Origin of the sequence: Sanguibacter hominis ATCC BAA-789 (assembly GCF_012396185.1) — a bacterium.
GTDB lineage: Bacteria > Actinomycetota > Actinomycetes > Actinomycetales > Cellulomonadaceae > Flavimobilis > Flavimobilis hominis.
In genome coordinates this window covers 1,355,410-1,374,879 of record NZ_JAAXOW010000001.1, presented here as the reverse complement: position 1 = coordinate 1,374,879, position 19,470 = coordinate 1,355,410, and the positions used below count along the sequence as shown (strand labels likewise).

The 19,470-nt window shown below is 73.0% G+C and carries 23 protein-coding genes; 12 read left to right on the top strand and 11 right to left on the bottom strand.

Annotated features, from left to right (window positions below; all coding sequences use genetic code 11):
- Positions 1–54: 54 nt before the first annotated feature.
- Positions 55–2,730: a lysylphosphatidylglycerol synthase transmembrane domain-containing protein gene (locus HF995_RS06315; RefSeq protein WP_168446876.1), complete on the top strand. Its 2,676-nt coding sequence runs from the start codon at positions 55–57 to the stop codon at positions 2,728–2,730.
- Positions 2,731–2,854: 124 nt separating this feature from the next.
- On the opposite strand, the gene rpmF is transcribed toward HF995_RS06315, so the two are convergent.
- Positions 2,855–3,025: a 50S ribosomal protein L32 gene (gene rpmF / locus HF995_RS06310; protein ID WP_168446875.1), complete on the bottom strand. Its 171-nt coding sequence runs from the start codon at positions 3,023–3,025 to the stop codon at positions 2,855–2,857.
- 200 nt (positions 3,026–3,225) lie between these two features.
- Entirely contained in the window at positions 3,226–3,507 is a 282-nt protein-coding gene (locus HF995_RS06305; protein ID WP_168446874.1) for an HU family DNA-binding protein, read from the bottom strand.
- Between the two features lie 342 nt (positions 3,508–3,849).
- Here HF995_RS06305 and HF995_RS06300 point away from each other — a divergent pair, with 342 nt between their 5' ends.
- Complete coding sequence (locus HF995_RS06300; protein ID WP_168446873.1) at positions 3,850–4,227, top strand: ATP-binding protein; 378 nt, start codon at positions 3,850–3,852, stop codon at positions 4,225–4,227.
- A gap of 94 nt (positions 4,228–4,321) precedes the next feature.
- Here the strand turns inward: HF995_RS06300 and HF995_RS06295 are convergent, their stop codons facing one another.
- From HF995_RS06295 to HF995_RS06280, 4 genes are all read right to left on the bottom strand, one after another.
- Positions 4,322–4,894 carry a TetR/AcrR family transcriptional regulator gene (locus tag HF995_RS06295; RefSeq protein ID WP_168446872.1) on the bottom strand — a complete coding sequence of 191 codons (573 nt, stop codon included), beginning with the start codon at positions 4,892–4,894 and terminating at the stop codon, positions 4,322–4,324.
- A gap of 94 nt (positions 4,895–4,988) precedes the next feature.
- Positions 4,989–5,693, bottom strand: a complete 705-nt coding sequence (locus HF995_RS06290; protein WP_168446871.1) for an ABC transporter ATP-binding protein — start codon at positions 5,691–5,693, stop codon at positions 4,989–4,991.
- Positions 5,690–6,820 carry an ABC transporter permease gene (locus HF995_RS06285; protein ID WP_168446870.1) on the bottom strand — a complete coding sequence of 377 codons (1,131 nt, stop codon included), beginning with the start codon at positions 6,818–6,820 and terminating at the stop codon, positions 5,690–5,692. The genes HF995_RS06290 and HF995_RS06285 overlap by 4 nt, the downstream gene beginning before the upstream one ends.
- Before the next feature lie 97 nt (positions 6,821–6,917).
- Positions 6,918–8,096 carry a MalY/PatB family protein gene (locus HF995_RS06280; RefSeq protein WP_168446869.1) on the bottom strand — a complete coding sequence of 393 codons (1,179 nt, stop codon included), beginning with the start codon at positions 8,094–8,096 and terminating at the stop codon, positions 6,918–6,920.
- A 56-nt stretch (positions 8,097–8,152) separates the two neighbouring features.
- On the opposite strand from HF995_RS06280, the gene HF995_RS06275 reads away from it, so the two are divergent.
- The 6 genes from HF995_RS06275 (at position 8,153) to HF995_RS06250 (ending at position 11,708) form a co-directional block, all read left to right on the top strand.
- Positions 8,153–9,001 carry a Cof-type HAD-IIB family hydrolase gene (locus HF995_RS06275; protein ID WP_168446868.1) on the top strand — a complete coding sequence of 283 codons (849 nt, stop codon included), beginning with the start codon at positions 8,153–8,155 and terminating at the stop codon, positions 8,999–9,001.
- A gap of 52 nt (positions 9,002–9,053) precedes the next feature.
- Positions 9,054–9,398 (top strand): PadR family transcriptional regulator, encoded by a 345-nt coding sequence (locus HF995_RS06270; RefSeq protein ID WP_168446867.1) that lies wholly within the window; start codon positions 9,054–9,056, stop codon positions 9,396–9,398.
- On the top strand, positions 9,395–9,982 hold the full coding sequence (locus HF995_RS06265; protein WP_168446866.1) for an HAAS signaling domain-containing protein: 588 nt from the start codon (positions 9,395–9,397) through the stop codon (positions 9,980–9,982). Before HF995_RS06270 ends, HF995_RS06265 begins: the two co-directional genes overlap by 4 nt.
- Positions 9,983–10,028: 46 nt before the next feature.
- Positions 10,029–10,313 carry a hypothetical protein gene (locus HF995_RS06260; protein WP_168446865.1) on the top strand — a complete coding sequence of 95 codons (285 nt, stop codon included), beginning with the start codon at positions 10,029–10,031 and terminating at the stop codon, positions 10,311–10,313.
- Between the two features lie 53 nt (positions 10,314–10,366).
- On the top strand, positions 10,367–10,960 hold the full coding sequence (locus HF995_RS06255; protein ID WP_168446864.1) for a hypothetical protein: 594 nt from the start codon (positions 10,367–10,369) through the stop codon (positions 10,958–10,960).
- Between the two features lie 88 nt (positions 10,961–11,048).
- On the top strand, positions 11,049–11,708 hold the full coding sequence (locus HF995_RS06250) for an IMPACT family protein (RefSeq protein ID WP_168446863.1): 660 nt from the start codon (positions 11,049–11,051) through the stop codon (positions 11,706–11,708).
- Positions 11,709–11,975: 267 nt separating this feature from the next.
- Here HF995_RS06250 and HF995_RS06245 read toward each other — a convergent pair whose 3' ends face one another.
- Positions 11,976–12,284: a hypothetical protein gene (locus tag HF995_RS06245; protein ID WP_168446862.1), complete on the bottom strand. Its 309-nt coding sequence runs from the start codon at positions 12,282–12,284 to the stop codon at positions 11,976–11,978.
- 63 nt (positions 12,285–12,347) lie between these two features.
- Here HF995_RS06245 and HF995_RS06240 point away from each other — a divergent pair, with 63 nt between their 5' ends.
- Positions 12,348–13,052, top strand: coding sequence for an AzlC family ABC transporter permease (locus HF995_RS06240; RefSeq protein ID WP_168446861.1), 705 nt, complete (start codon positions 12,348–12,350; stop codon positions 13,050–13,052).
- The gene (locus HF995_RS06235) at positions 13,045–13,371 is read left to right on the top strand and encodes a branched-chain amino acid transporter permease (protein ID WP_168446860.1); all 327 of its coding nucleotides are present in this window, start codon (positions 13,045–13,047) and stop codon (positions 13,369–13,371) included. The genes HF995_RS06240 and HF995_RS06235 overlap by 8 nt, the downstream gene beginning before the upstream one ends.
- 50 nt (positions 13,372–13,421) lie before the next feature.
- On the opposite strand, the gene HF995_RS06230 is transcribed toward HF995_RS06235, so the two are convergent.
- Positions 13,422–13,997 carry a YdeI/OmpD-associated family protein gene (locus HF995_RS06230; RefSeq protein WP_168446859.1) on the bottom strand — a complete coding sequence of 192 codons (576 nt, stop codon included), beginning with the start codon at positions 13,995–13,997 and terminating at the stop codon, positions 13,422–13,424.
- Positions 13,998–14,102: 105 nt separating this feature from the next.
- Here HF995_RS06230 and HF995_RS06225 point away from each other — a divergent pair, with 105 nt between their 5' ends.
- Positions 14,103–14,897 carry a VOC family protein gene (locus HF995_RS06225; protein WP_168446858.1) on the top strand — a complete coding sequence of 265 codons (795 nt, stop codon included), beginning with the start codon at positions 14,103–14,105 and terminating at the stop codon, positions 14,895–14,897.
- A 6-nt stretch (positions 14,898–14,903) separates the two neighbouring features.
- On the opposite strand, the gene HF995_RS06220 is transcribed toward HF995_RS06225, so the two are convergent.
- Positions 14,904–15,929, bottom strand: coding sequence for an asparaginase (locus HF995_RS06220; RefSeq protein ID WP_168446857.1), 1,026 nt, complete (start codon positions 15,927–15,929; stop codon positions 14,904–14,906).
- Between the two features lie 63 nt (positions 15,930–15,992).
- The gene (locus HF995_RS06215; protein ID WP_168446856.1) at positions 15,993–16,484 is read right to left on the bottom strand and encodes a MarR family winged helix-turn-helix transcriptional regulator; all 492 of its coding nucleotides are present in this window, start codon (positions 16,482–16,484) and stop codon (positions 15,993–15,995) included.
- A gap of 65 nt (positions 16,485–16,549) precedes the next feature.
- Between HF995_RS06215 and HF995_RS06210 the strand changes: the two genes are divergently transcribed.
- On the top strand, positions 16,550–16,915 hold the full coding sequence (locus HF995_RS06210; RefSeq protein WP_168446855.1) for a VOC family protein: 366 nt from the start codon (positions 16,550–16,552) through the stop codon (positions 16,913–16,915).
- 25 nt (positions 16,916–16,940) lie between these two features.
- Here the strand turns inward: HF995_RS06210 and HF995_RS06205 are convergent, their stop codons facing one another.
- The gene (locus HF995_RS06205; protein ID WP_168446854.1) at positions 16,941–19,454 is read right to left on the bottom strand and encodes a glycoside hydrolase family 31 protein; all 2,514 of its coding nucleotides are present in this window, start codon (positions 19,452–19,454) and stop codon (positions 16,941–16,943) included.
- Positions 19,455–19,470: the final 16 nt, after the last annotated feature.

Sequence of the window (19,470 nt, the reverse complement as noted above, 5' to 3'; positions counted from 1 at the left end):
ATACAGCCCAGATACACCGCGGAACGGCGGGGCTGCCGCCCTAGACTCGGACCCATGCCGCACACGTTCGACGACCACGGGACGGCCGACGCTCCCGCGCCGGGCGTCTCCCGTCCTGCGACCGCGGGTCGCACCCGCACGGTCGGCGACCCGCACCACGACCAGCTCCCCGGGATCGGCGAGTCTGGCTATGTCCGTCTCGTCGACGCGCCGTCCGACCGCGTCCGCCGCCCGCAGGACCTCGTCGCGATCACGCTGTGCCTGCTCGGCATCGGCGTCATCCTCCTGCTGACGGTCTTCGCGCACGCGACGACGGTCGGCGTGCAGCAGGACGTCCAGGGCTTCTCGCGGCTCCTCGGCCGCATCCTGCTCTTCCCCGTCGCGATCCTCGAGAGCCTCGTCACGCTCATCGTGCCGCTCGCCGTCGTCGTCGACCTCTCGGTGCGGCGCCTGGGCCGGCAGCTCGTCGAGGCGCTCACCGCCGCCGGCGTGAGCCTCGTGCTCGCGCTCCTCGCGTACGTCCTCGTCGACGCGCTCGCGTCGGAGGACCTGCGCTCGGGCCTGTCGATCCTCCAGGGAGGGGTCGCGACACTCTCGCTGCCTGCGTTCGTCGCCGCGATCTCCGGCCTTCTCACCGGATCCGGCCCACGCACCCGACGCCGCACCGTCGGCTGGTCGTGGAACCTCCTGTGGGTCACGATCATCGTCTTCCTCATCACCGCCCAGGTCTCGCTGCCAGGCGTGGCGGTCATGCTCCTCGTCGGTCGCATCGGCGGCCTCACCGTCCGCTACGTCTCCGGCGTCCGCTCGGAGCGCGCCCACGGCGCCGACCTGGTCGACGGCGTCCGTCGCGCCGGGTTCGAGCCGCTCAGCCTCGTGAGGGTCCGCGACCTCACGGACGCGCCCGACGACGTCGAACGCTCCGTCAGCCCGCAGGGCACCGTGTCCGACCCTCAGCCCATCCCGCGGTCCGGGCCGTGGTGGTCGGGCAGCGCCGTCGAGACGGTCGTCGGGACGCCCGACGCGTCGTCGTTCGACCCGTCGGCGCTCGCGCTCCTGCGCTCCGCCGACCACCGCGTCTACGCCCTCACGACAGCCGAGCGGGACCGCCTCGACGTCGTCGTGCTCGACGGCGAGCGTCAGGTCCTCGGCTTCCTCACCCGTGCGTGGCGCTCCCTGCGCATGCGCGGCCTCGAGGGTCGCTCCGCGATCTCGCTGCGCTCCGTCGCGGAGCGGGCCGCGCTCCTCATGCACGCCGCCCGCTCGGCGGGGGTCCGCACGCCCGAGCTCCTCGGCGTCGCCGAGGCTGCCGACTCGATGCTGCTCATCCAGGAGCACGCCGCCGGCACGGTCTCGCTGCGGGACCTCGACGCCGACGCCCTCACCGACGAGGTGCTGCGCGAGTGCTGGCGCCAGCTCCTGCGCGCCCACTCGGTCGGCCTCGCGCACCGCTCCCTGACCGCCGACGTCGTCCTCGTCGCGCAGACCCACGGCGAGCCCCAGGTGTGGCTCACCGGGTGGGAGAACGGCGACATCGCGTCGTCGACGCTCGCACGCCGCATGGACCTCACCCAGATGCTCACGCTCCTCGCGCTGCGCGTCGGGCCGCAGCGCGCCCTCGCGTCGGCAGGTGAGCTGGTCGACGACGTCGTCGTCGAGTCGCTCGGCCCGCTCCTGCAGACGGTCGCGCTGCCGCGCTCCACGCGCGAGGAGATCCGCTCCGAGAAGAGCCCCGTCCTCGGCGAGCTGCGCACCGAGATCGCGCAACGGCTCCCCGAGGCGAACCTCGAACCTGAGCGGCTCGTGCGCTTCGGCGCGCGCACCATCATCACCGTGACGCTCACGCTCGTCGCCGTCGTCGTGATCGTCACCAAGCTCAACTTCCAGCAGATCACCGCCGCCGTCGCGACCGCCAACCCGTGGTGGGCGCTCGTGTGCTTCGCGGCGGGCACGATCACCTGGCTGGGCGCGGCGCTCGGCTTCCTCGCCTTCTCCCCCGTGCGTATCGGGGTGTGGCGGGCGACCCTGACGCAGGCAGCGTCGTCGTACGTGGCGCTCGCCGCACCCGCCGGCATCGGGTCAGCCGCGCTCAACCTGCGCCTGCTCACGCGGCGCGGGGTGTCCGGCGCGCTCGCCGGCGCGACGGTCGCGCTCGTCCAGGTGTCGCAGGTCGTCGTCACCGTCGCGTTGCTCGCCGTCCTCACGGTCGTCAGCGGTGACGGCGGCCTCCTGCGAGCGCTCCCGTCCGCGCCCGTGCTCGTGGCCGTGGGCATCCTGGGGCTCCTCATCACCGCCGTCATGCTCGTCCCGCGGCTGCGCCGCTGGATCGTCGCCCGCGTCGAGCCGCTGTGGGCTCAGACCTGGCCGCGCCTCTCCTCCGTGTTCTCCGACCCCAAGCGTCTCCTCGTCGCGCTGCTCGGCAACTCGGTCCTGACGCTCGGCCTCGTGTTCGCGTTCGACGCCGCCCTGCGCGCCTTCGGGCAGTCCGTCTCCCTGATCGACGTCGCCGTGATCTACCTGATCGGCAACACCGTCGGGGCCGCCGCGCCGACCCCGGGCGGCGTCGGTGCGATCGAGCTCGTGCTCGCGGGATCTCTCACCGCCACCGCGGGCGTGCCCGCCGGTATCGCCGCGACCGTGGTCATGCTGTTCCGTGTCATGACGTACTGGGTGCGCATCCCGATCGGGTGGCTCGCGATGCACCACCTGCAGAAGAAGGGCGACCTCTAGCCGCAGTCGCCTTGGCGCCAGAAGCGGCAGAAGCGCCAGGCCGCCCGACGGCTGACCAGCATGACGAAGGCCCCCGATCCGTGCGGATCGGGGGCCTTCGTGGAAACTGTGCGGTGCGTGAGGCTCAGGCCTCGACGTTCACCAGGCCGCGCTGCGCGCCCTTGACCAGGCGACGCGGGATGCGGACCGTCTGGCCGTCAACGCGAGCCTCGACGAGCTGCGTCTCCGTCGCCTTCCACTGCGAGCGGCGGGCACGGGTGTTGGAGCGGGACATCTTCCGCTTCGGAACTGCCATGATCGTCCTTTCTCGGGTTGAAACCTTGCTCCGGCACAGCGAGCTAAGGCCCGGGGAGCGGTCACTGATCACCTCATCGTACGGGGGCCGCGGAACCACGGTCAAATCACGGCGACCGTGACCTGCGCGACTGCCTCCGCACGCAGAGACCCCGCCACCGGTCAGGACCGGGGCGGGGTCTCTCGCGAGTACTGCGTGCCTTACTTGGCGACGGCCTTCTTCAGGAGCGAGCCGGCCGAGATCTTGACGCCGAAGCCAGCGGGGATCTGGATCTCCTCGCCCGTGCGCGGGTTGCGGCCCGTGCGAGCAGCGCGCTCGACGCGCTCGACGGAGAGCAGGCCCGTGACCTTGACAGCCTCGCCAGCGGCGAGCGACTCGATCAGGACCTCCTGGAGCGCGGCGACGGCCTTGTCAGCGTCAGCCTTGGTCAGGTCAGCCTTGGCGGCGATGGCCGAGACGAGGTCAGAGCGGTTGAGCGACATGCGATTCCCTTCATCGGGTCACGCCACGGCAGGGACGTCGCGGCGAGCTGTGGACTAACTGTGCCTGCCGTTCGGCGGGACATGGTCAAGCGTAGGGAATCATGCCTGAAATCGCGGGATCCTGCGAAATCTGGCCCCCTCGTGTCACCACCGTACGGCACGCCGGCCGTCTGACCGGGCGACGCGCCGCCCGACCTCCCCACCACGAGGCCCCTGCACCCATCCCTCGAGTTGCGACGCCCCGTATCCCAGGAAACCCTGGGTTCAACGCGATGGCACCGATCCCGGATACGATCACCGGGTCCGCAGACGGTGCCGGACGGCACTGGAGGGAGGGACCGCATGCAGCACGCGCTCGAGATCGAGCCGCACTTCGCAGCGATCGCGCCCGCACGCCGATGGGCCCACGACCTGCTCACCGAGGCTGGGATCGAGGGCGAGACCCTCAACGTGATGATCTTGCTGGTCAGCGAGGTCGTCACGAACGCGGTGGCGCACGCCGTCCCGCCGGTCTCCCTCATCATCCACGTCAACGCGGAGCGCGCACGCGTCGAGGTGCGCGACTGCGCCCGTGACCTGCCGATCATCAAGCACCCGCCGCCCACGCAGCCCGGCGGTCGCGGTGTCGCCCTGGTCGACATGCTCGCGACGCGCTGGGGCGTGGGCTACGACGAGCTCGACGGCCAGCTCAAGTCCGTCTGGTTCGAGGTCGCCCTCTGACCGTCCCCACGACGCACTGACGACCGGTGCCGGCTCAGCCGGTCCCGGTCGTCTCGTCTTTCGTGGCGAAGTTGATCCCCCGCAGCGGCAACGGTCAGGTGCGCGCGCTGAGCGCGAGGACAGCCTCGACGCGGCTCATGACCGTGGCGACAGTCTCACCCGACTCGACCTGCCGCGACGCGGCGAGCACGACGGCGTTGACGAGCTCGGCCGCACGGCCGGGGTCGTCGACCCCCATCTGGCCGAGCGTGCGCGCCAAGGGCTCGAGCATCTCCCGGTGCATCTCCGCGCTGCGCAACGCCACGACAGGCTGGGGGGCGATCGTGCTGAGCGCGGCAGCGATCTCGTGCTCCCCGCCCGCGACGAGCTCGAGGTTGACCTCCGCATACGCGAGGACGGCCTCGCGCGGGCTGGAGGCAGCCTCGACGACCTCCACGATCCGCGCCGACCAGCGGGGGAACACGTCCATCACGACGGCCTCGACGAGCTCCTCGCGTGACGCGAAGTACTGGTAGAGGCTCGGGCGGGCGAGCCCCGCCCTCGCGGCGACCTGGCCGAGCGTGAAGTCCCCGCCCCGCTCCGAGACGAGCTCGCGAGCGGCGTCAAGCACCGCGCGCCGCTGGGCCGCGCGGTGCTCCACGAGCGTCGCGGCGTTGATCCTCGGCATGTCCCCTCCTTCGTGACTATTGGACCACGCACGACGCCGACCCCCAGCCAGGGGTCGGCGTCGTGCGTGAGATCGCGGGGCAGTCGTGCCCTCGTCAGCGGGCGGGCGCTCCGAGCGAGCCGTCGACCATCTCGAGCACGCGGTCGCAGTGCTCGAGGACGTCGTGGTCGTGGGTGACCATGAGCGCGCCGGCGCCGAACGTGGCGACCTCCTTCGCGAGGAGCTCGACGACCTCGTGGCTGCGCGCCCGGTCGAGGGCCGCGGTCGGCTCGTCGACGAGGAGCAGCGCGGGGCTCGTCATGAACGCGCGCGCGATACCGACGCGCTGCCGCTCACCGCCGGACAGCTCGTGCGGGCGACGGTCCGCCTTGTGGCTCATCGACACGGCGTCGAGGAGCTCGCGCGGGTCACGAGCGCGCTCGTCGTCCGGCGACATGCCCGCGATCTTGAGCGCGAGCCGCAGCTGGTCGAGGCACGTCAGCGCCGGGATGAGGTTGCCCGACTGGAACACGAAGCCGATCCGCTCGCGACGCAGCCGCGCCTTCGTGCTCGCGTCGGCCGAGCCCAGGTCGACGCCGTCGACCCGGACGGTGCCGGACTCGGGAGTCACGAGCGCGCCGGCGACAGCCAGGAGCGAGGACTTGCCGGAGCCCGACGGCCCGACCACCGCGACGAGCTCGCCAGCGGTGACGTCCAGGTTGACGGCCTCGAGCGCCGTGACGGTCGAGTCGCCGTCGCCGTGCCGCAGGGTCACACCCTCGAGCTCGAGGACGGAGCGGGACTGGGTGGAGTCGTTCATCGCTGCCCTCCCAGGGCGGTCAGGGGGTCGACGGAGGTGATGCGGATGACGGCGGCGGTAGCACCGACCATGCCGAGCACGACCAGGAGCACTGCGGCGACCGCGAGGTCGGGAGCCTGGAGGGCGAACGGCATCGCCGTGCCCTGGAGGAGCGCACCGAGCCCGATGCCGACCGCGAAGCCGGTGCCGATAGCGCCCGCGAGGAGCAGCGCGGCCTGGCCGAGGCTGTCGGCGAGCAGGAACTTGCGGGTCGCACCCATCGCGCGCATCACGGCGATCTCGTGGCGGCGCTGGATCGTCCAGACGGTGAAGAACGCGCCGACGACGAGCGCGGAGATCGCGTACAGGAACACCTGGATGAGCATGAGCGTCGCGGTCTCGGCCGAGTAGCCGGGAGAGGCGCCGAACGATGCCTTGAGGGTCAGCGTCGTGGTGCCGAGAGCGGCGTCGGTGGCGGCCGGGTCGAAGTCGCCGTCGACGCGCAGGGCGGCGGCGGTCGTGACGTCGGGGACCTCGGCGTCGGCAGCGACGGTGACGTCGCCGCCGGCGTGCAGCTCCTGCCAGGTGGCGAGCGGGAGGTACGCGATGTCGACGTGGCCGAACGTGTGCTGCTCGGGCAGGATGCCGACGACGGTCAGGGTGCGGTCGAGCCGCTCGAGGGTGACCCTGTCACCGAGCTCGAGGCCGGCGTCCTTCGCGGTCGACGAGACGACGATGCCGTCGGCCTGGCCGACGAGGTCGCCCTCGGCGACGGCGGACGGCGCGACGAAGGAGCCCTCCTCGACGCCGACGAGGGTCAGGTCGACGGGCTGGCCGCCGTCGTCCTTCTTGGCGTTGGCGAGCATGAGCCCGTACGGCGCGGCGTCGGTGACGCCGGGCTGCTCGGCGAGCTTGTCGACCTGCTCGACATCGATGATGGAGCGCGTGAACGCTGCGTCCGTCTTGGTGCCCCCCTCGAACGAGAAGTGCGTGACGGGAAGCTGCTTGAGTCCGGAGACGCCGTCGTTGACGAGGCCGGCGGAGAGGCCGGACAGGAGGACGACGAGGACGGAGACGAGCGCGATGACCGCGCCCATGAGCGCGAAGCGGGTGCGCGCGAATCGTAGCTCGCGCAGTGCGAGGAACATGGGGGACCCTTCGGGTTGCCGACGTGGTGTCGATAAATTTACCAACGCCTCGTCGGTATCGTGAAGGGCTGCGGGTGACGTCTCCGTCACACGTCGATCACCCGCGACGACCGGCAGCCACCTCGCCCATCCGCGCGAGCGCCTCCCTCAGCACGTCCGACCGCGTCGCACAGTTCACCCGCACGTGGCCCTCACCCCCCGGCCCGAAGTCCAGGCCACGCGACAGCGCGACCCGCCCCTCCACGAGGAAGACCTTCGCCGGGTCGTCGCCGAGCCCGGCGCCGTCGGGACCCGCCGCGCGCAGGTCCACCCACCCGAGATACGTCGCCTCAGGCGCCCGGACACGCGCGCCCGGCAGGTGCTCCCCCACCAGCTCGACCAGCAGGTCGCGCCGACGCGCGAGCGCGGGCAGCAGCTCGTCGAGCCACGCCTCCCCCTCGCGGTACGCGGCCGCGTGCGCGGCCATGCTCACGTGCCCGACGGCGTCCGACAGGTACGCAGGCACGCGCGCGAGGACGTCGTGCGCCTCGTCCCCCGCGACGAGCAGCGCCGACTTGAACCCCGCGAGGTTCCACGCCTTCGCCGCCGAGTGCACCGCGAGCCCGCGCGGGTCCACCTCGAGATACGGGACGTACGCGGGCGAGCCGGGCAGCACGAGCGGGGCGTGCGCCTCGTCCGACACGACCCGCACGTCGTGCCGTGCGGCGACGTCCGCGAGCGCTGCCAGCTCCTCGCGCGAGTGCACGACGCCCGTCGGGTTGTGCGGGTTGCACAGCAGCAGCGCGATGCCCGCTCCCGGGCCGACCTCGGCGCGCACGCGCGCGGCCGTCGCGTCGATCGCCGCCACGTCGAGCCGGTCGTCGCGCAAGGAGACGGTCTCGACGCGGCGGCCAGCGCCCTCCGTGTACCAGCGGAACGGTCCGTAGACGGGCGTCGGGACGATCACGACGCCACCGGGGGCGACGACCGCTGCGACGGCGGTCTGCACCGCCGTCATGACGTCGGTCAGCTGCCGCACGGCCGTCGGGTCGACGGTCCAGCCCCAGCGCCGCGCCGCGAACCCGGCGAACGCCGTCGTGAGCGCCCCGTCCTCCGGCGGGTAGCCGACGTCGTGCGCGTCGAGGAGCGCGCGGACCGCCTGGCGGACCGGCTCCGCGAGCGGCACGTCCATCTCGGCGACCCACAGCGGGAGCACGTCGTCCGGGTAGTGGCTCCAGCGGACGCTCGTCCGCGCCCGGAGCTGGTCGAGGGTGAGCACGTCGAGAAGGTCGTCCATGGCCTCGACCGTATCGCGCAGCACGAGGCACGGCCTCGAGCAGGCATGCTTGACGCATGCCTGGCACCACCGCCCCCGTCCGCCTGATCGCGTCCGACGTCGACGGGACCCTCCTCACGCCCGACCACCGCATCTCCGCCGAGGTGCGCGCGGCGGTCGCCGAGGCGACCGCCGCGGGTGTCTCGGTGGTGCTCGCGTCGGCTCGCGGGCCGCTCGCGATGCGGCACCTCGTCGAGGAGCTGGGGCTGCTCGACGTCCCGTACGCGCCGCTCGCGGGCTGCGTCGTCGCATTCCAGGGCGCGCTCGTCGGGCAGTGCCACGCCGACGGGACGTTCACCGAGCTGCACTCGACACGCCTCGACCACGAGGTCGCGCGCACGATCGTCGAGCAGGTCCTCGCCGCGGGGCACGTCGCGAACTGGTACGACGGCGCGGGCTGGTTCCCGTCCCGCTGGGACGGGTACGGCGAGTGGGAGCAGAAGGCGACGGGCCAGGCCCCGGCGGGGCTCCTGGGCGAGGCGCAGCTCGCGCCCGGCGCGGCGGGTCCGCACAAGCTCATGGTGCCGCCCGCGCACGGGCTGCCGGACCTGGTGCCCGGGATCGCCGCCGCGCTCCCTGCGGGGTGCGACGCGTTCTTGTCGGGCGAGCACTACCTCGAGATCGTCGCGCCGGGCGTAGACAAGTCGACCGGGATCGACCAGCTCGCCGCCGACCTGGGGATCGCGCGTGCCGAGATGGCGGCGGTGGGCGACGGCCCGAACGACCTCGGTATGTTCGCGCACGCAGGGACGTCGGTCGCGATGGCGAACGCGTCGGCCGAGGTGCAGGCGGAGGCGACGTGGGTGACGACGTCGAACGCCGAGGACGGGCTCGCTCGGGCGATCCGGAAGCTGCTCGCGGGCTGAAGCACCCAGGACCACCTTGTGGGGCTCCCGGTTCGCAGGTACCTTGTGACGCATGGAACCCGGTGACGAGTCCATCCTGTCGCACCTGCGGCGCGGGAGCGTCGAGTACTGCGTCCTCGCCCTCCTCCGCGACGGCGAGGCCTACGGCCTCGACATCGGCGCACGCCTGAGCGCCGACGGCATCCTCATGAACGGTGAAGGCACCCTCTACCCCCTCCTCGCCCGCCTGCGCCGCCAAGGACTCGTCGAGACCTCCTGGCGCGAGTCCCCGTCAGGCCCGCCCCGCCGCTACTACTCGCTGACGCCCGCCGGCCGCCAGTCCCTCCACCAGTTCACGACCGTCTGGAGCCAGTTCCGCGACGCGGTCGACTCCGCACTCCTCGGGAGCCACTCATGACTGACACCCAGCAGCACCCCCTCGAGCCCACGCTCGCCGCCCGCGTCGACCGATACCTCGACGACCTCGGCCGGATGCTCGCCACCGCCTCCCCCGTCGACCGCGCCGACGCCCTCGGATCCGTCCGCGAGCACCTCGACGACGCGCTCGCCTCGCTCGGGCACCCCGCGACCGACGACGACATCACCGCGATCCTCGCCCAGCTCGGCACCCCCGAAGACGTCGCCGCAGGCCTCCTCGAGTCCGGGATCGTCGATGCAGGCACGCCCCCTCAGCCCGCACCCGCAGCGCCGCGCGCACCAGGCGACACCAGCGCCGTCGGCGCGCTCGTCGCCGGCATCGCCGCCGTCCTCCTGCCCTTCATCGGCCTCGCGTTCGGCATCGTCGCGATCATCCTCGGACGGTCCGCCCGCCGCGACGGCACCACCCGGCCCGGCCTCGCGACCGCCGGCGTCTGGCTCGGCGGGATCGCCGTGACCCTCCAGCTGCTCGTCGTGCTCGGCCTCGTCGGGCTGCTCACCGTCCGCACCAGCGGAGGCACCGAGACCAGCGGGCAGGCGGTCGTCGTGCAGGACACCCCCTGACGGGACGCTCTTGCCGCACGGCCCACGACACGCCAAGGTGGGGCGCATGCCCACCACCCCGGAGCCGACGACCCTCGCGCACGGCCGCCACCGGACCGACGAGCGGCTCGCCGGCGCGACGGTCGCCGTGGGTGCCGTCGCGGGAGCGACGAGCCTCCTCACCGTCGCGCCCCTCGCGCTCGCGGCCCTCGCCGTCGTGCTGTTCGTCGTCGTACGCCGCCGCACGCAGGCCCTCGCCGCGCGACGCACCGCGCTCACCGGCGCACTCGTCGGCGGCGCAGGCGCCGCTGTCAACCTGCTCCTCGTCGTCCTGCCCCGCCTCGCCTCCTGATCTCCACCGTTCCTCCCAGCGACCTCACAGCGCACCGTGACACGCTCGTGACCATGGACAGTGACACAGTCGCCACCTCCCCGGACACGCTGCACCTCTCACCGGGCACCGTCGCACTCGTGCGCAGCGACGCCCGCCACGAACCCACGTCCAGCGCCGGCGACTTCGCGACCACCCTCGCGATCCTCGACCGCGTCGACCAGCTCAAGGAGCTCGGTGACACCCTCCTCCACCTCGTCGAGCAGGAGTCCGGCCTGCGCCGCAGCGAGCTCGCGCTCCTCGACGCGCTCGACGCCGCCCGCCACGAGCACGACGACCACCCGCGCCGCCTCGGCCGCGCCGTCGGCATGACGACCGACGCCGTCGTCGCGACCGCCGAGTCCCTCGCCGCCCGCGGCCTCGTCGGCATCGTCCACGACGACGCCGGCCGCGCGGCAGCGATCCACCTCACCGACGCCGGCCGCGCCGTCCTCACCCAGGCCGAAGCCGTGCAGATCCGCGCGACCGACGCCGCCGTCCGCGAGGTCGGGCCCGAGGGCAGCCGCCGCGCGCTCGCCGTGCTCGACCAGATCATCGGCGCCATGTCGCCGCTCGCCCCCGCCGCACAGCTCCCCGCGCCCGAGACCCGGATGCTGCCGGGCGGCTGAGCCTCTGCCCTCCGGGCGCGGCCCGTCCGCCGCTCGACGTGCCACCTCGCCGCGCCGCGCGCCCGGCCGCGACTGGGATGATGAGACCGTGACCGGCGCGAGAGAACCCGAGGCCCTGCCCTCGACCGTCGCCGGCACCACCGTCCACGAGCTCGTCATCAAGAAGTCCCGGTTCATCGCACGCGCCGTGCACGTCGGCTCCGTCGCCGAGGCGGACGCCGTCGTCGCCGCCGTCCGCAAGGAGTTCTGGGACGCACGCCACTCGTGCGTCGCGCTCGTCGTCGGCACGCACGCCGACCAGCAACGCTCCTCCGACGACGGCGAACCCTCCGGCACCGCCGGCATCCCCATGCTCGAGGTGCTGCGCCATCGGAACATGACCGACGTCGTCACCGTCGTCACCCGATACTTCGGCGGGATCCTGCTCGGCGCCGGCGGGCTCGTGCGCGCCTACTCCTCCGCAGTCTCCGAGACGCTCGACCGCGCCCCGATCGTGCGGCGCGCCCTGCTCGACGAGGTGCTCGTCGACGTCCCGCACGCCGAGGCGGGGCGCATCGAGCACGTGCTGCGGGACTGGGTCACCCACCACGACGCGGTGCTCGACGACGTCGCGTACGCCGCGACCGCGACGTTCACGCTGCTCGTGCCAGCGCGGTCGCGCGCCGCTCTCGACACCACGCTCGCCACCGCGAGCGCGGGCACCCTCGAGGCGCTCCACGTCGGCACCCGCGTCGCCGACCTGCACTGAACCGCGCACCGGGTAGGGGGCTGCACGCGAGGTAGGGGGCCGCACCCCAGGTAGGGCCCTCCAGGGCACTACCTCACGTGACAGGCCCTACCTCGAGCGGAGGGCCTACCCCACGCGAGGTGGTGCCGAAGTAGGGGGCTGCACGCGAGGTAGGGGGCCGCACCCCAGGTAGGGCCCTCCAAGGCACTACCTCACGTGACAGGCCCTACCTCGAGCGGGAGGGCCTACCTCGAGCGGAGGGTCGGGTGGCGCGGGCGGCGGCGTCCACTAGTACGTGCCGTGGGGCGGCGCGACCGGGTAGAAGCGGCCGCCGTAGCGGCGCGTGACCGTCGTGCCGCGGGCCTGGGCGACGAGGTTCGTGCGCGCCCGCACGAGCTCGGCGACACGGAACGCCTCGGCGTCGTCGTCCGCGATGTAGCGCACCGTGATGCGCGGCATGCCGTGCCGGATCGCGAGGTCCCACGACTCCGCCGTCGTCAGCTCGCGGGCGGCGTCGACCGCCGCGGGCAGCACCTCCTCGGGCGCCCGCCCGACCCGCATGTCACCGATCAGCAGCGTCACGCGGTAGGAGGGCACGCCCCACCCTAACGAGCGCGGACCTCCCCGCCCGCGCCGCGTCGGCGGAGGTAGCGTGACCGCATGCCCGCCGAGCCCGCCCCCGCCTACCCGGCCTGGCGGGCCGCGCTCAGCGATACCGCCGCCGTCGGCTTCGGTCTGTTCCCGCTCGGCGTCGCGTTCGGCATGCTGCTCGTGCAGTCCGGCTTCGCGTGGTGGTGGGCGCCGGTCTTCTCGCTGACGATCTACGCCGGGTCGCTCGAGTTCCTCGCCGTCGGGCTGCTGCTCGCAGCGACGCCGCTCGCGTCGATCGCCGTGACGACGTTCCTCGTGAACTTCCGGCACGTGTTCTACGCGCTGTCGTTCCCGCTGCACGAGGTCCGCGGCCCGCTGCGGCGCCTGTACGCGATGTACGCGCTCACCGACGAGACGTACGCCGTCGTCGCGACGCGCGCGCCCGGCAGCCTCTCGGAGGCCCGCATCCTGTGGATCCAGGTGCTGTGCCAGGCGTACTGGGTCGTCGGGGGTGTCACCGGCGCCCTGGTGGGCGGCCTCCTGCCGGACGTCCCCGGCATCGGCTTCGCCCTGACCGCCCTGTTCGCGGTGCTCGCCATCGACGCCTTCAGCGCGCACCGCGACGTGCCCGCACCGATCATCGCGGGCGCGTGCGCGCTCGGCGCACAGCTCGTCGCCCCCGACTACATGCTCGTCGTCGCGATGACGACGTTCGTCGTCGTGCTCGTCGCGCGGTTCGCCCTCACCAGCCGACGGGAGGCGCCGCGTGCCTGACGGCGGATACGTCGCCGCCGCGCTCGGCGTCTTCCTCGTGGTGACGTTCGCGCTGCGCGCCGCACCGTTCCTCGTCGTCGAACGGCTGCGCGAGTCGCGCGCCGTCGCCTGGCTCGGTGCGCGCATGCCCGTCGGCATCATGGTGATCCTCGTGATCTACACGCTCCGCGAACCCGCCGGGACGACGGCGCCGCGCGGTCTCGTCGAGGCCGTCGCCCTCGCCGTCACGGTCGGCCTGCACCTGTGGCGGCGCAACGCGCTGCTGAGCATCGTGGGCGGCACCGCGGTGTACGCGGCGCTCCTCGTCACGCTCGGCTGAGGCACCGCGCGCGGGCGAGCACGCACGCCGGACGCTGCTAGGCCCGGCCGTCACACGGGCTTCGCGCCCGACGCCGTCCGCTCCACGAACGCCGCGATCTTCCGCGCGCGCGACTCCTCGCCGCGCAGCATCGCGAGCTGGGTGAGCGCCATCTTGCGGACGCTCGGCGTGCACGCGTCCCAGGTCGCACGGGCCTGCGGCACGGCGTCGAGCGCGGCCGCGAGCTCGGGCGGCTCCTCGAGCCGCTCGGGCCCGTCGAGCAGCTCCCACATGCCCGACGCGCGGGCCGCCGCGATCGCCGCGCGGCCGGCGTCCGTCATGAGTCCCTCGGCCTCGAGCAGCTCGACGCGCAACTTGTTCGAGCTCGCCCACATCGAGCGCCCCTTGCGCCGCGTGAACCACTGCAGCGAGCGTTCACCCTCGTACGGGCGGGCGCGACCGTCGATCCAGCCGAAGCACAACGCCTCGAGGACCGCGTCCTCGTAGCCGAGGCCCGTGCTCGCCGACGCGCCGCGCGCGAGGACCACCCACACACCGTCCGACACCGTGTGCTGCTCCGCGAGCCACGCACGCCACGCCGCACGACTGCCCAGGTCGAGGATCGGGGCGGCATCCGGATCAGCCATGCCCGCCACGCTAGCCGCACCCACCGACGCCGGGCGGGTGCAGGCCCCTATGCCCTCGTGCCGCGACGCTCGTAGCGTGGATATCCCCGAGCGAAGGTGCCTCCCATGACCGTGCGCACGTCCTTCCACACCGGCTCCCCCGTCTGGATCGACCTCGACACCTCCGACCCCGAACGGGCCCGCGCGTTCTACGCCGCGCTGTTCGGCTGGGAGTTCGAGGAGGGCGGCCCCGAGTACGGCGGCTACGCCCAGATCACCAAGGACGGCCACCAGATCGGCGGGATCATGCCGCACCAGGGCGACGGCCCTGCCGACATGTGGTCCGTGTACCTCGCGGTGACGGACGCCAACGCTGCCGCGGCGCGCGTCGCGACGGCCGGCGGGCAGGTGATCGTCGAGCCGATGGAGATCCCCGGGATGGGTCGGTTCGCGTTCTTCCTCGACCCCGCGGGCGGCGGCATCGGCGCGTGGCAGGCCGCGGGTCTCAACGGGTTCGACCTCGAAGAGGTGCACGGTGCGCCCGCCTGGTGCGAGGAGATGAACGGCGACTTCCGCCGCTCGCTCGACTTCTACCGTCACGTCTTCGACTGGGACGTCGACCTCATGTCTGACACGGACGACTTCCGGTACGCGCGGCACATGGTCGGTGACGAGCCGCAGGCCGGCATCATGGACGCCGCCCGCTACCTGCCCGACGGCGCACCGAGCGCCTGGTACGTGTACTTCCTGGTCGACGACGCGGACGCTGCGGTCGCGACCGTCGTCGAGCACGGTGGCACGGTCGTCAAGGAGCCGGAGGAGAGCGGGTTCGGGCGGCTCGCCGTCGTCCGCGACCCGCTGGGCGCGGAGATGAAGATCGTCGCGCGCAACGCCGAGGGGCAGGCGCGGATCACGACGTGAGGCGGCTCAGGACTCGGCGTAGCGCGCGAAGGACCGTTGCAGCTCAGCGCCGGTCAGCCCCGTAGCGACGAGCAGCATGAGCAGCAGCCGTGCCTTCGCGGGCGTGAGCACGCCCGCGGGCATGACGCCGCGCTCGATCAGGTCGATCTCGCCGCCCTCGTAGCCGTACGTGTGCGTGAAGACCGGTCCGGCGCCCGTGCGCGAGCACAGCACGACCGGCAGGCCTGCCGCCGCCATCGTGACATTCTCGACCGCCACCGCGGGCACGTGGCCGGCTCCCGTCGCGACGAGCACGGCGCCGTCGTACCCGAGGTCCGCGAGCGCAGGCAGGACGGCGAGGTCGTCACCGATCCCGGCCGTCACGACCGCGACCCGCGCGGGCGGCCCGGACGGAATCTCGAACGGCGGCAGCGGGCGCGGCGCGGAGCCGAGGCGGACGCGCCCCTCAGCGACGATCCCGACGGGCCCGAACGGCTCGGACGTGAACGCGTCGACCCGGAACGTCGACGTCTTGGTGACCCACCGCGCGGCGTGCAGCCGGTCGGCGAACGCGACGAGCACACCGCGGCCGCGCACGTCGTGACTCGCTGCGGCGCGCAGCGCAGCGACGACGTTCGCGGCGCCGTCGGGCCCTGGTGCGGAGCGGTCGCGCATCGCTCCGGTCACGACGACCGGCACCTCGTCGGCCGCGCCGACGAGGTCGAGCGCGAACGCCGTCTCCTCGATCGTGTCGGTGCCCTGCGCGACGACGACGCCGTCCACGCCGTCGCCCTCCTCGACCAGGGCCGCGATGCGCGCGGCGAGCCCGCGCAGGTCCGCGACCGAGAGCGACGACGACGGCACCATCTGCGCCTCGACCGGCACGACCTCGATCCCAGGGACGAAGCGCGCGACCTCGCGCGCGAACGTCGCTGCCCCGGACACGGGGACGACGCCGCCGCCCCCGGCGTCAGGGCCGGGCGAGGAGGGCCCCGCACCGTCGAGCGGCTCCGAGCTGATCGTCCCGCCGAGGGTCACGAGTGCGATGCGCATGTGCTCATCTTCGCGCGCCGCGGCGCCGCTCGGGTGCGCGCGCCGCGCGGCGGGCTGCGCGGGTCAGCCGCGCTCGCTGCCCGACGGCGACCCGACCGGAGCGTGGTCCTGCCCGTCGCGGAGCGACTGGGCGCAGCGGGACAGGAGGTCGCGCAGGTGCGCCTGCTCGTCGGCGTCGAGGAGCCTCTTCATGCGGTCCTCGACCGCTCGGACCGCGGCGCTCGCGGCGGCGAGCTGCTCGCGACCCTTCATGGTGAGCTCGGCGGGCAGGACGCGCCCGACCTCGGGCGCGTCGGGCCGGGTGACGACTCCGTCACGCTCGAGCGCTTGCAGCAGCACGTTCATCGACTGCCGGGTCACGAACGTGCCGCGGGCGAGCTCGGAGCTCGACAGGCCGGGGCGCTGTGCGAGCAGCTCGAGGCAGGAGTAGTGGGTGATCGTCATGCCGAGCGGGCGGAGCACGGCCTCCATGGCGAGGCGCAGGGCGTTGGACGTCTCCTTGAGCAGGTAGCCGAGGGAGGTCGCGAGGTCGACTGCGGGCGCCGGTTGACTCATGTCAGTAGTCTGACATAGCGTCGCGGATGTCAGATAACTGACATCAATTCGACCAGGGAGACACCATGCCCGCCTCCGGCCCCGGCTTCATCTCGCTCCAGGTACGCGACCTCGCCGCCTCCGCCCACTTCTACGAGACGTACCTCGGCCTCACCCGCCAGGCGGGCCCGCCCCACGCCGTCGTCTTCGACACGACGCCCGCGGCGTTCGCCGTCCGCACCCCGCTCCCCGGCGTCGACCTCGACTCCGCGCCGCAGCTCGGCCTCGGCGTCGGCGTCTGGCTCCACGCACCCGACGCCGACGCGATCCACACGCGCATGGCAGCCGACGGCGTCACGATCGTCTCGGCGCCGATCGACGGCCCGTTCGGCCGCACCTTCGTCTTCGCCGACCCGGACGGCTACCAGATCACCCTGCACGACCGCACCTGACCTGCCCCAGCGCGGGCGGCGGGGCTCACGCCCGCGCGAGCAGGACCTCCGTCACCGCACCCTCGAGCGCAGGCTCGAGGCCGAGCGCCTGCAGGTGCGAGACACGCACCGCGAGCGGCTGGCCCGACGTCGCGACCGACCGCACGAGGTCCTTGAGGTCGTACTCGATGCGCGCGGCATCGAGGATCTCGAACACGTGCCGCGCGACGTCGTTCGGCGCGAGGCGCACCGGCCCGCCGTCGACCGGGTGCAGCGTGACCTCGAGCCGCGCGTCCACCGGGACGTCCGCGACGGTCACCGCGAGCCCCCACCCTCCGGCGTCCCCCAGCAGCGGGGCACGCGCATCGAGCCGGACCGGCACGTCCACGCCGTCGACCGTCGCCGTCGCGGTGCCACCCCAGCCCAGGTCGACGGACGGGAACGTCAGCGTCCAGTCACGTCGCGCCGGGACCGCCGCACGCGCGGCCGCCTCGTCACCCGACACGGACACCGGCCCGACGACGGCACGCCCCTCACCCTGCACCCACGCGACCGGCGTGCGCACCGTCGGCAGGTCCGCACGCTCGAGCGAGCCGTCGTCCTCCACGAGCTCGAACGAACCGTCCGCGCCGACGACGACGATCACCTCGAGCGCCACCGGCGCCGACGTGTCGTTGCCCGGGACGCGCGCGGCGTCGAGCGGCACGACCGCCCCCGCCGCCGCGAGCACGGGGATCGACCGCAGGTCGCGGTGCAGCCGCACGACCCGGCCGCCGTCGTACGCGACACCCGTCATGAGGTCGACCCACGTACCGCCCGGCAGCCACGTGCTCGTACGCCCCAGGCCCGTGCGCGGGTCCAGCTTCTCCGTGACCGGGTGCACCATGAGCTGCGTGCCGAACGTGTACTCGTTCGGCGACGCGTACGCCTCCGGCGAGCGCGGGAACCGGTAGTACAGCGGCTCCACGAGCGGCGCGCCGTCCGACGCCGCACGGTGGTTCATCGTGTGCAGGTACGGCACGAGCCGGTGCCTCAGACGGAGGAACTGCGTCTGCACCTCGCGGGCCTGCGGCCCGAACGTCCACGGCTCCTTCTGGATGAACGGGTTCGCGCCCGAGTGCAGGCGCATGATCGGCGAGAACACCCCGAGCTGCACCCACCGCGTCGCGAGCTCGTCGTCCTTGATGCCGTGCATGTGCCCGCCGATGTCGTGGCTCCACCAGCCGTAGCCGATGTTCGACGCGCACGCCGTGAAGTACGGCTGGAAGTCGAGCGACGCCCACGTGATCGACGTGTCACCGCTGAACCCGACCGGGTAGCGGTGCGAGCCCGGGCCCGCATACCGCGAGAACGTCAGCGGGCGCACCTCGCGCCCCGACCGCCGGCCTGCCGAGTCCAGGAAGTGGAAGTGGTTCAGCATCCACAGCGGGTCGATCCCCGGCACGCGAGAGTGCGGGCCCGACTGCCAGTCGAGCCACCAGAAGTCCACGCCGTCCGCCTCGAGGCGACGGTGCAGGATGTCGAAGTACGCGGTCAGGAACTGCTCGTCGGTGACGTCGAACGCGAGCGCGTCCTCGTTCGACGTGTCCCGCCCGAGCGCCGCCGCCATCTCGGGGTACGCCTCCTCGAACGCCCGCACGCCGTCGGCCGGGTGCACGTTGAGCGTCACGCGCAGGTCGTGCTCGTGCAGCCAGTCGAGCAGACCCTTCGGGTCGGGGAACAGCTCGCGGTTCCACGTGTAGCCCGTCCAGCCGGACCCGAAGCGCTCGGGGATGTCCACGAGGTGCCAGTCCATGTCGATGACCGAGACCGAGAACGGCAGGCCCTCTGCCTCGAACCGCTCCATGAGCTCGCGGTAGCCGTCAGCCGTGTACGGGTAGTAGCGGCTCCACCAGGAGCCGAGCGCGAAGCGCGGCAGGAGCGGCGTCGAGCCCGAGACCGCGTAGAACGCGCGCAGCGCGGCCGGGAAGTCGTCGCCGTACGCGAAGACGTACAGGTCGGTGCGTGTCCCGTCGCGCGGTGCGACCCAACCGTCGTCCGTGAGGAGGAACGACGTCGAGTCGTCGAGGACCGCGAAGCCTGTCTGCGAGACGACGCCGTCCTCGAGCGGCACCGCGCCGTCCGCCGCGTCGAGCGTGCGAGCCGTCCCGGGCAGGCGCACGAGCCCCGCCGTGTTGCCCTCGTAGTCCCACGGCTCCTGGCCGTACCGCCAGATCGAGTGGTACTGCGTGAGGCTGCCACGCACCTGCACGCTCAGCCCCGCGGTCGTCAGCGGGCCGCGGTCGTAGACGAGGTGCAGGCGGTCCGTGAGGATCTCGACGTGCGTGTCCGTCTCGACCACGCGGAACTGCGGGACGGGCAGCGCCCGGTTGATCGCGAACGTCGACGCACGGTCCTCGAACACGCCGTCCTCGGCACGCTCGATGCGCACGAGGCCGTCCGTCAGGACGGTCACACGCCATCGGTCGCCCTGCACGACGGCGTCAGGGTGGGCGGCGGGCGCCGTCGCGAGGGATCGCAGCCCGGTCGGGGCGAGGCGGGCGTCTGAGGTCTGCGGCATGGCGGTTCTCCGGTCG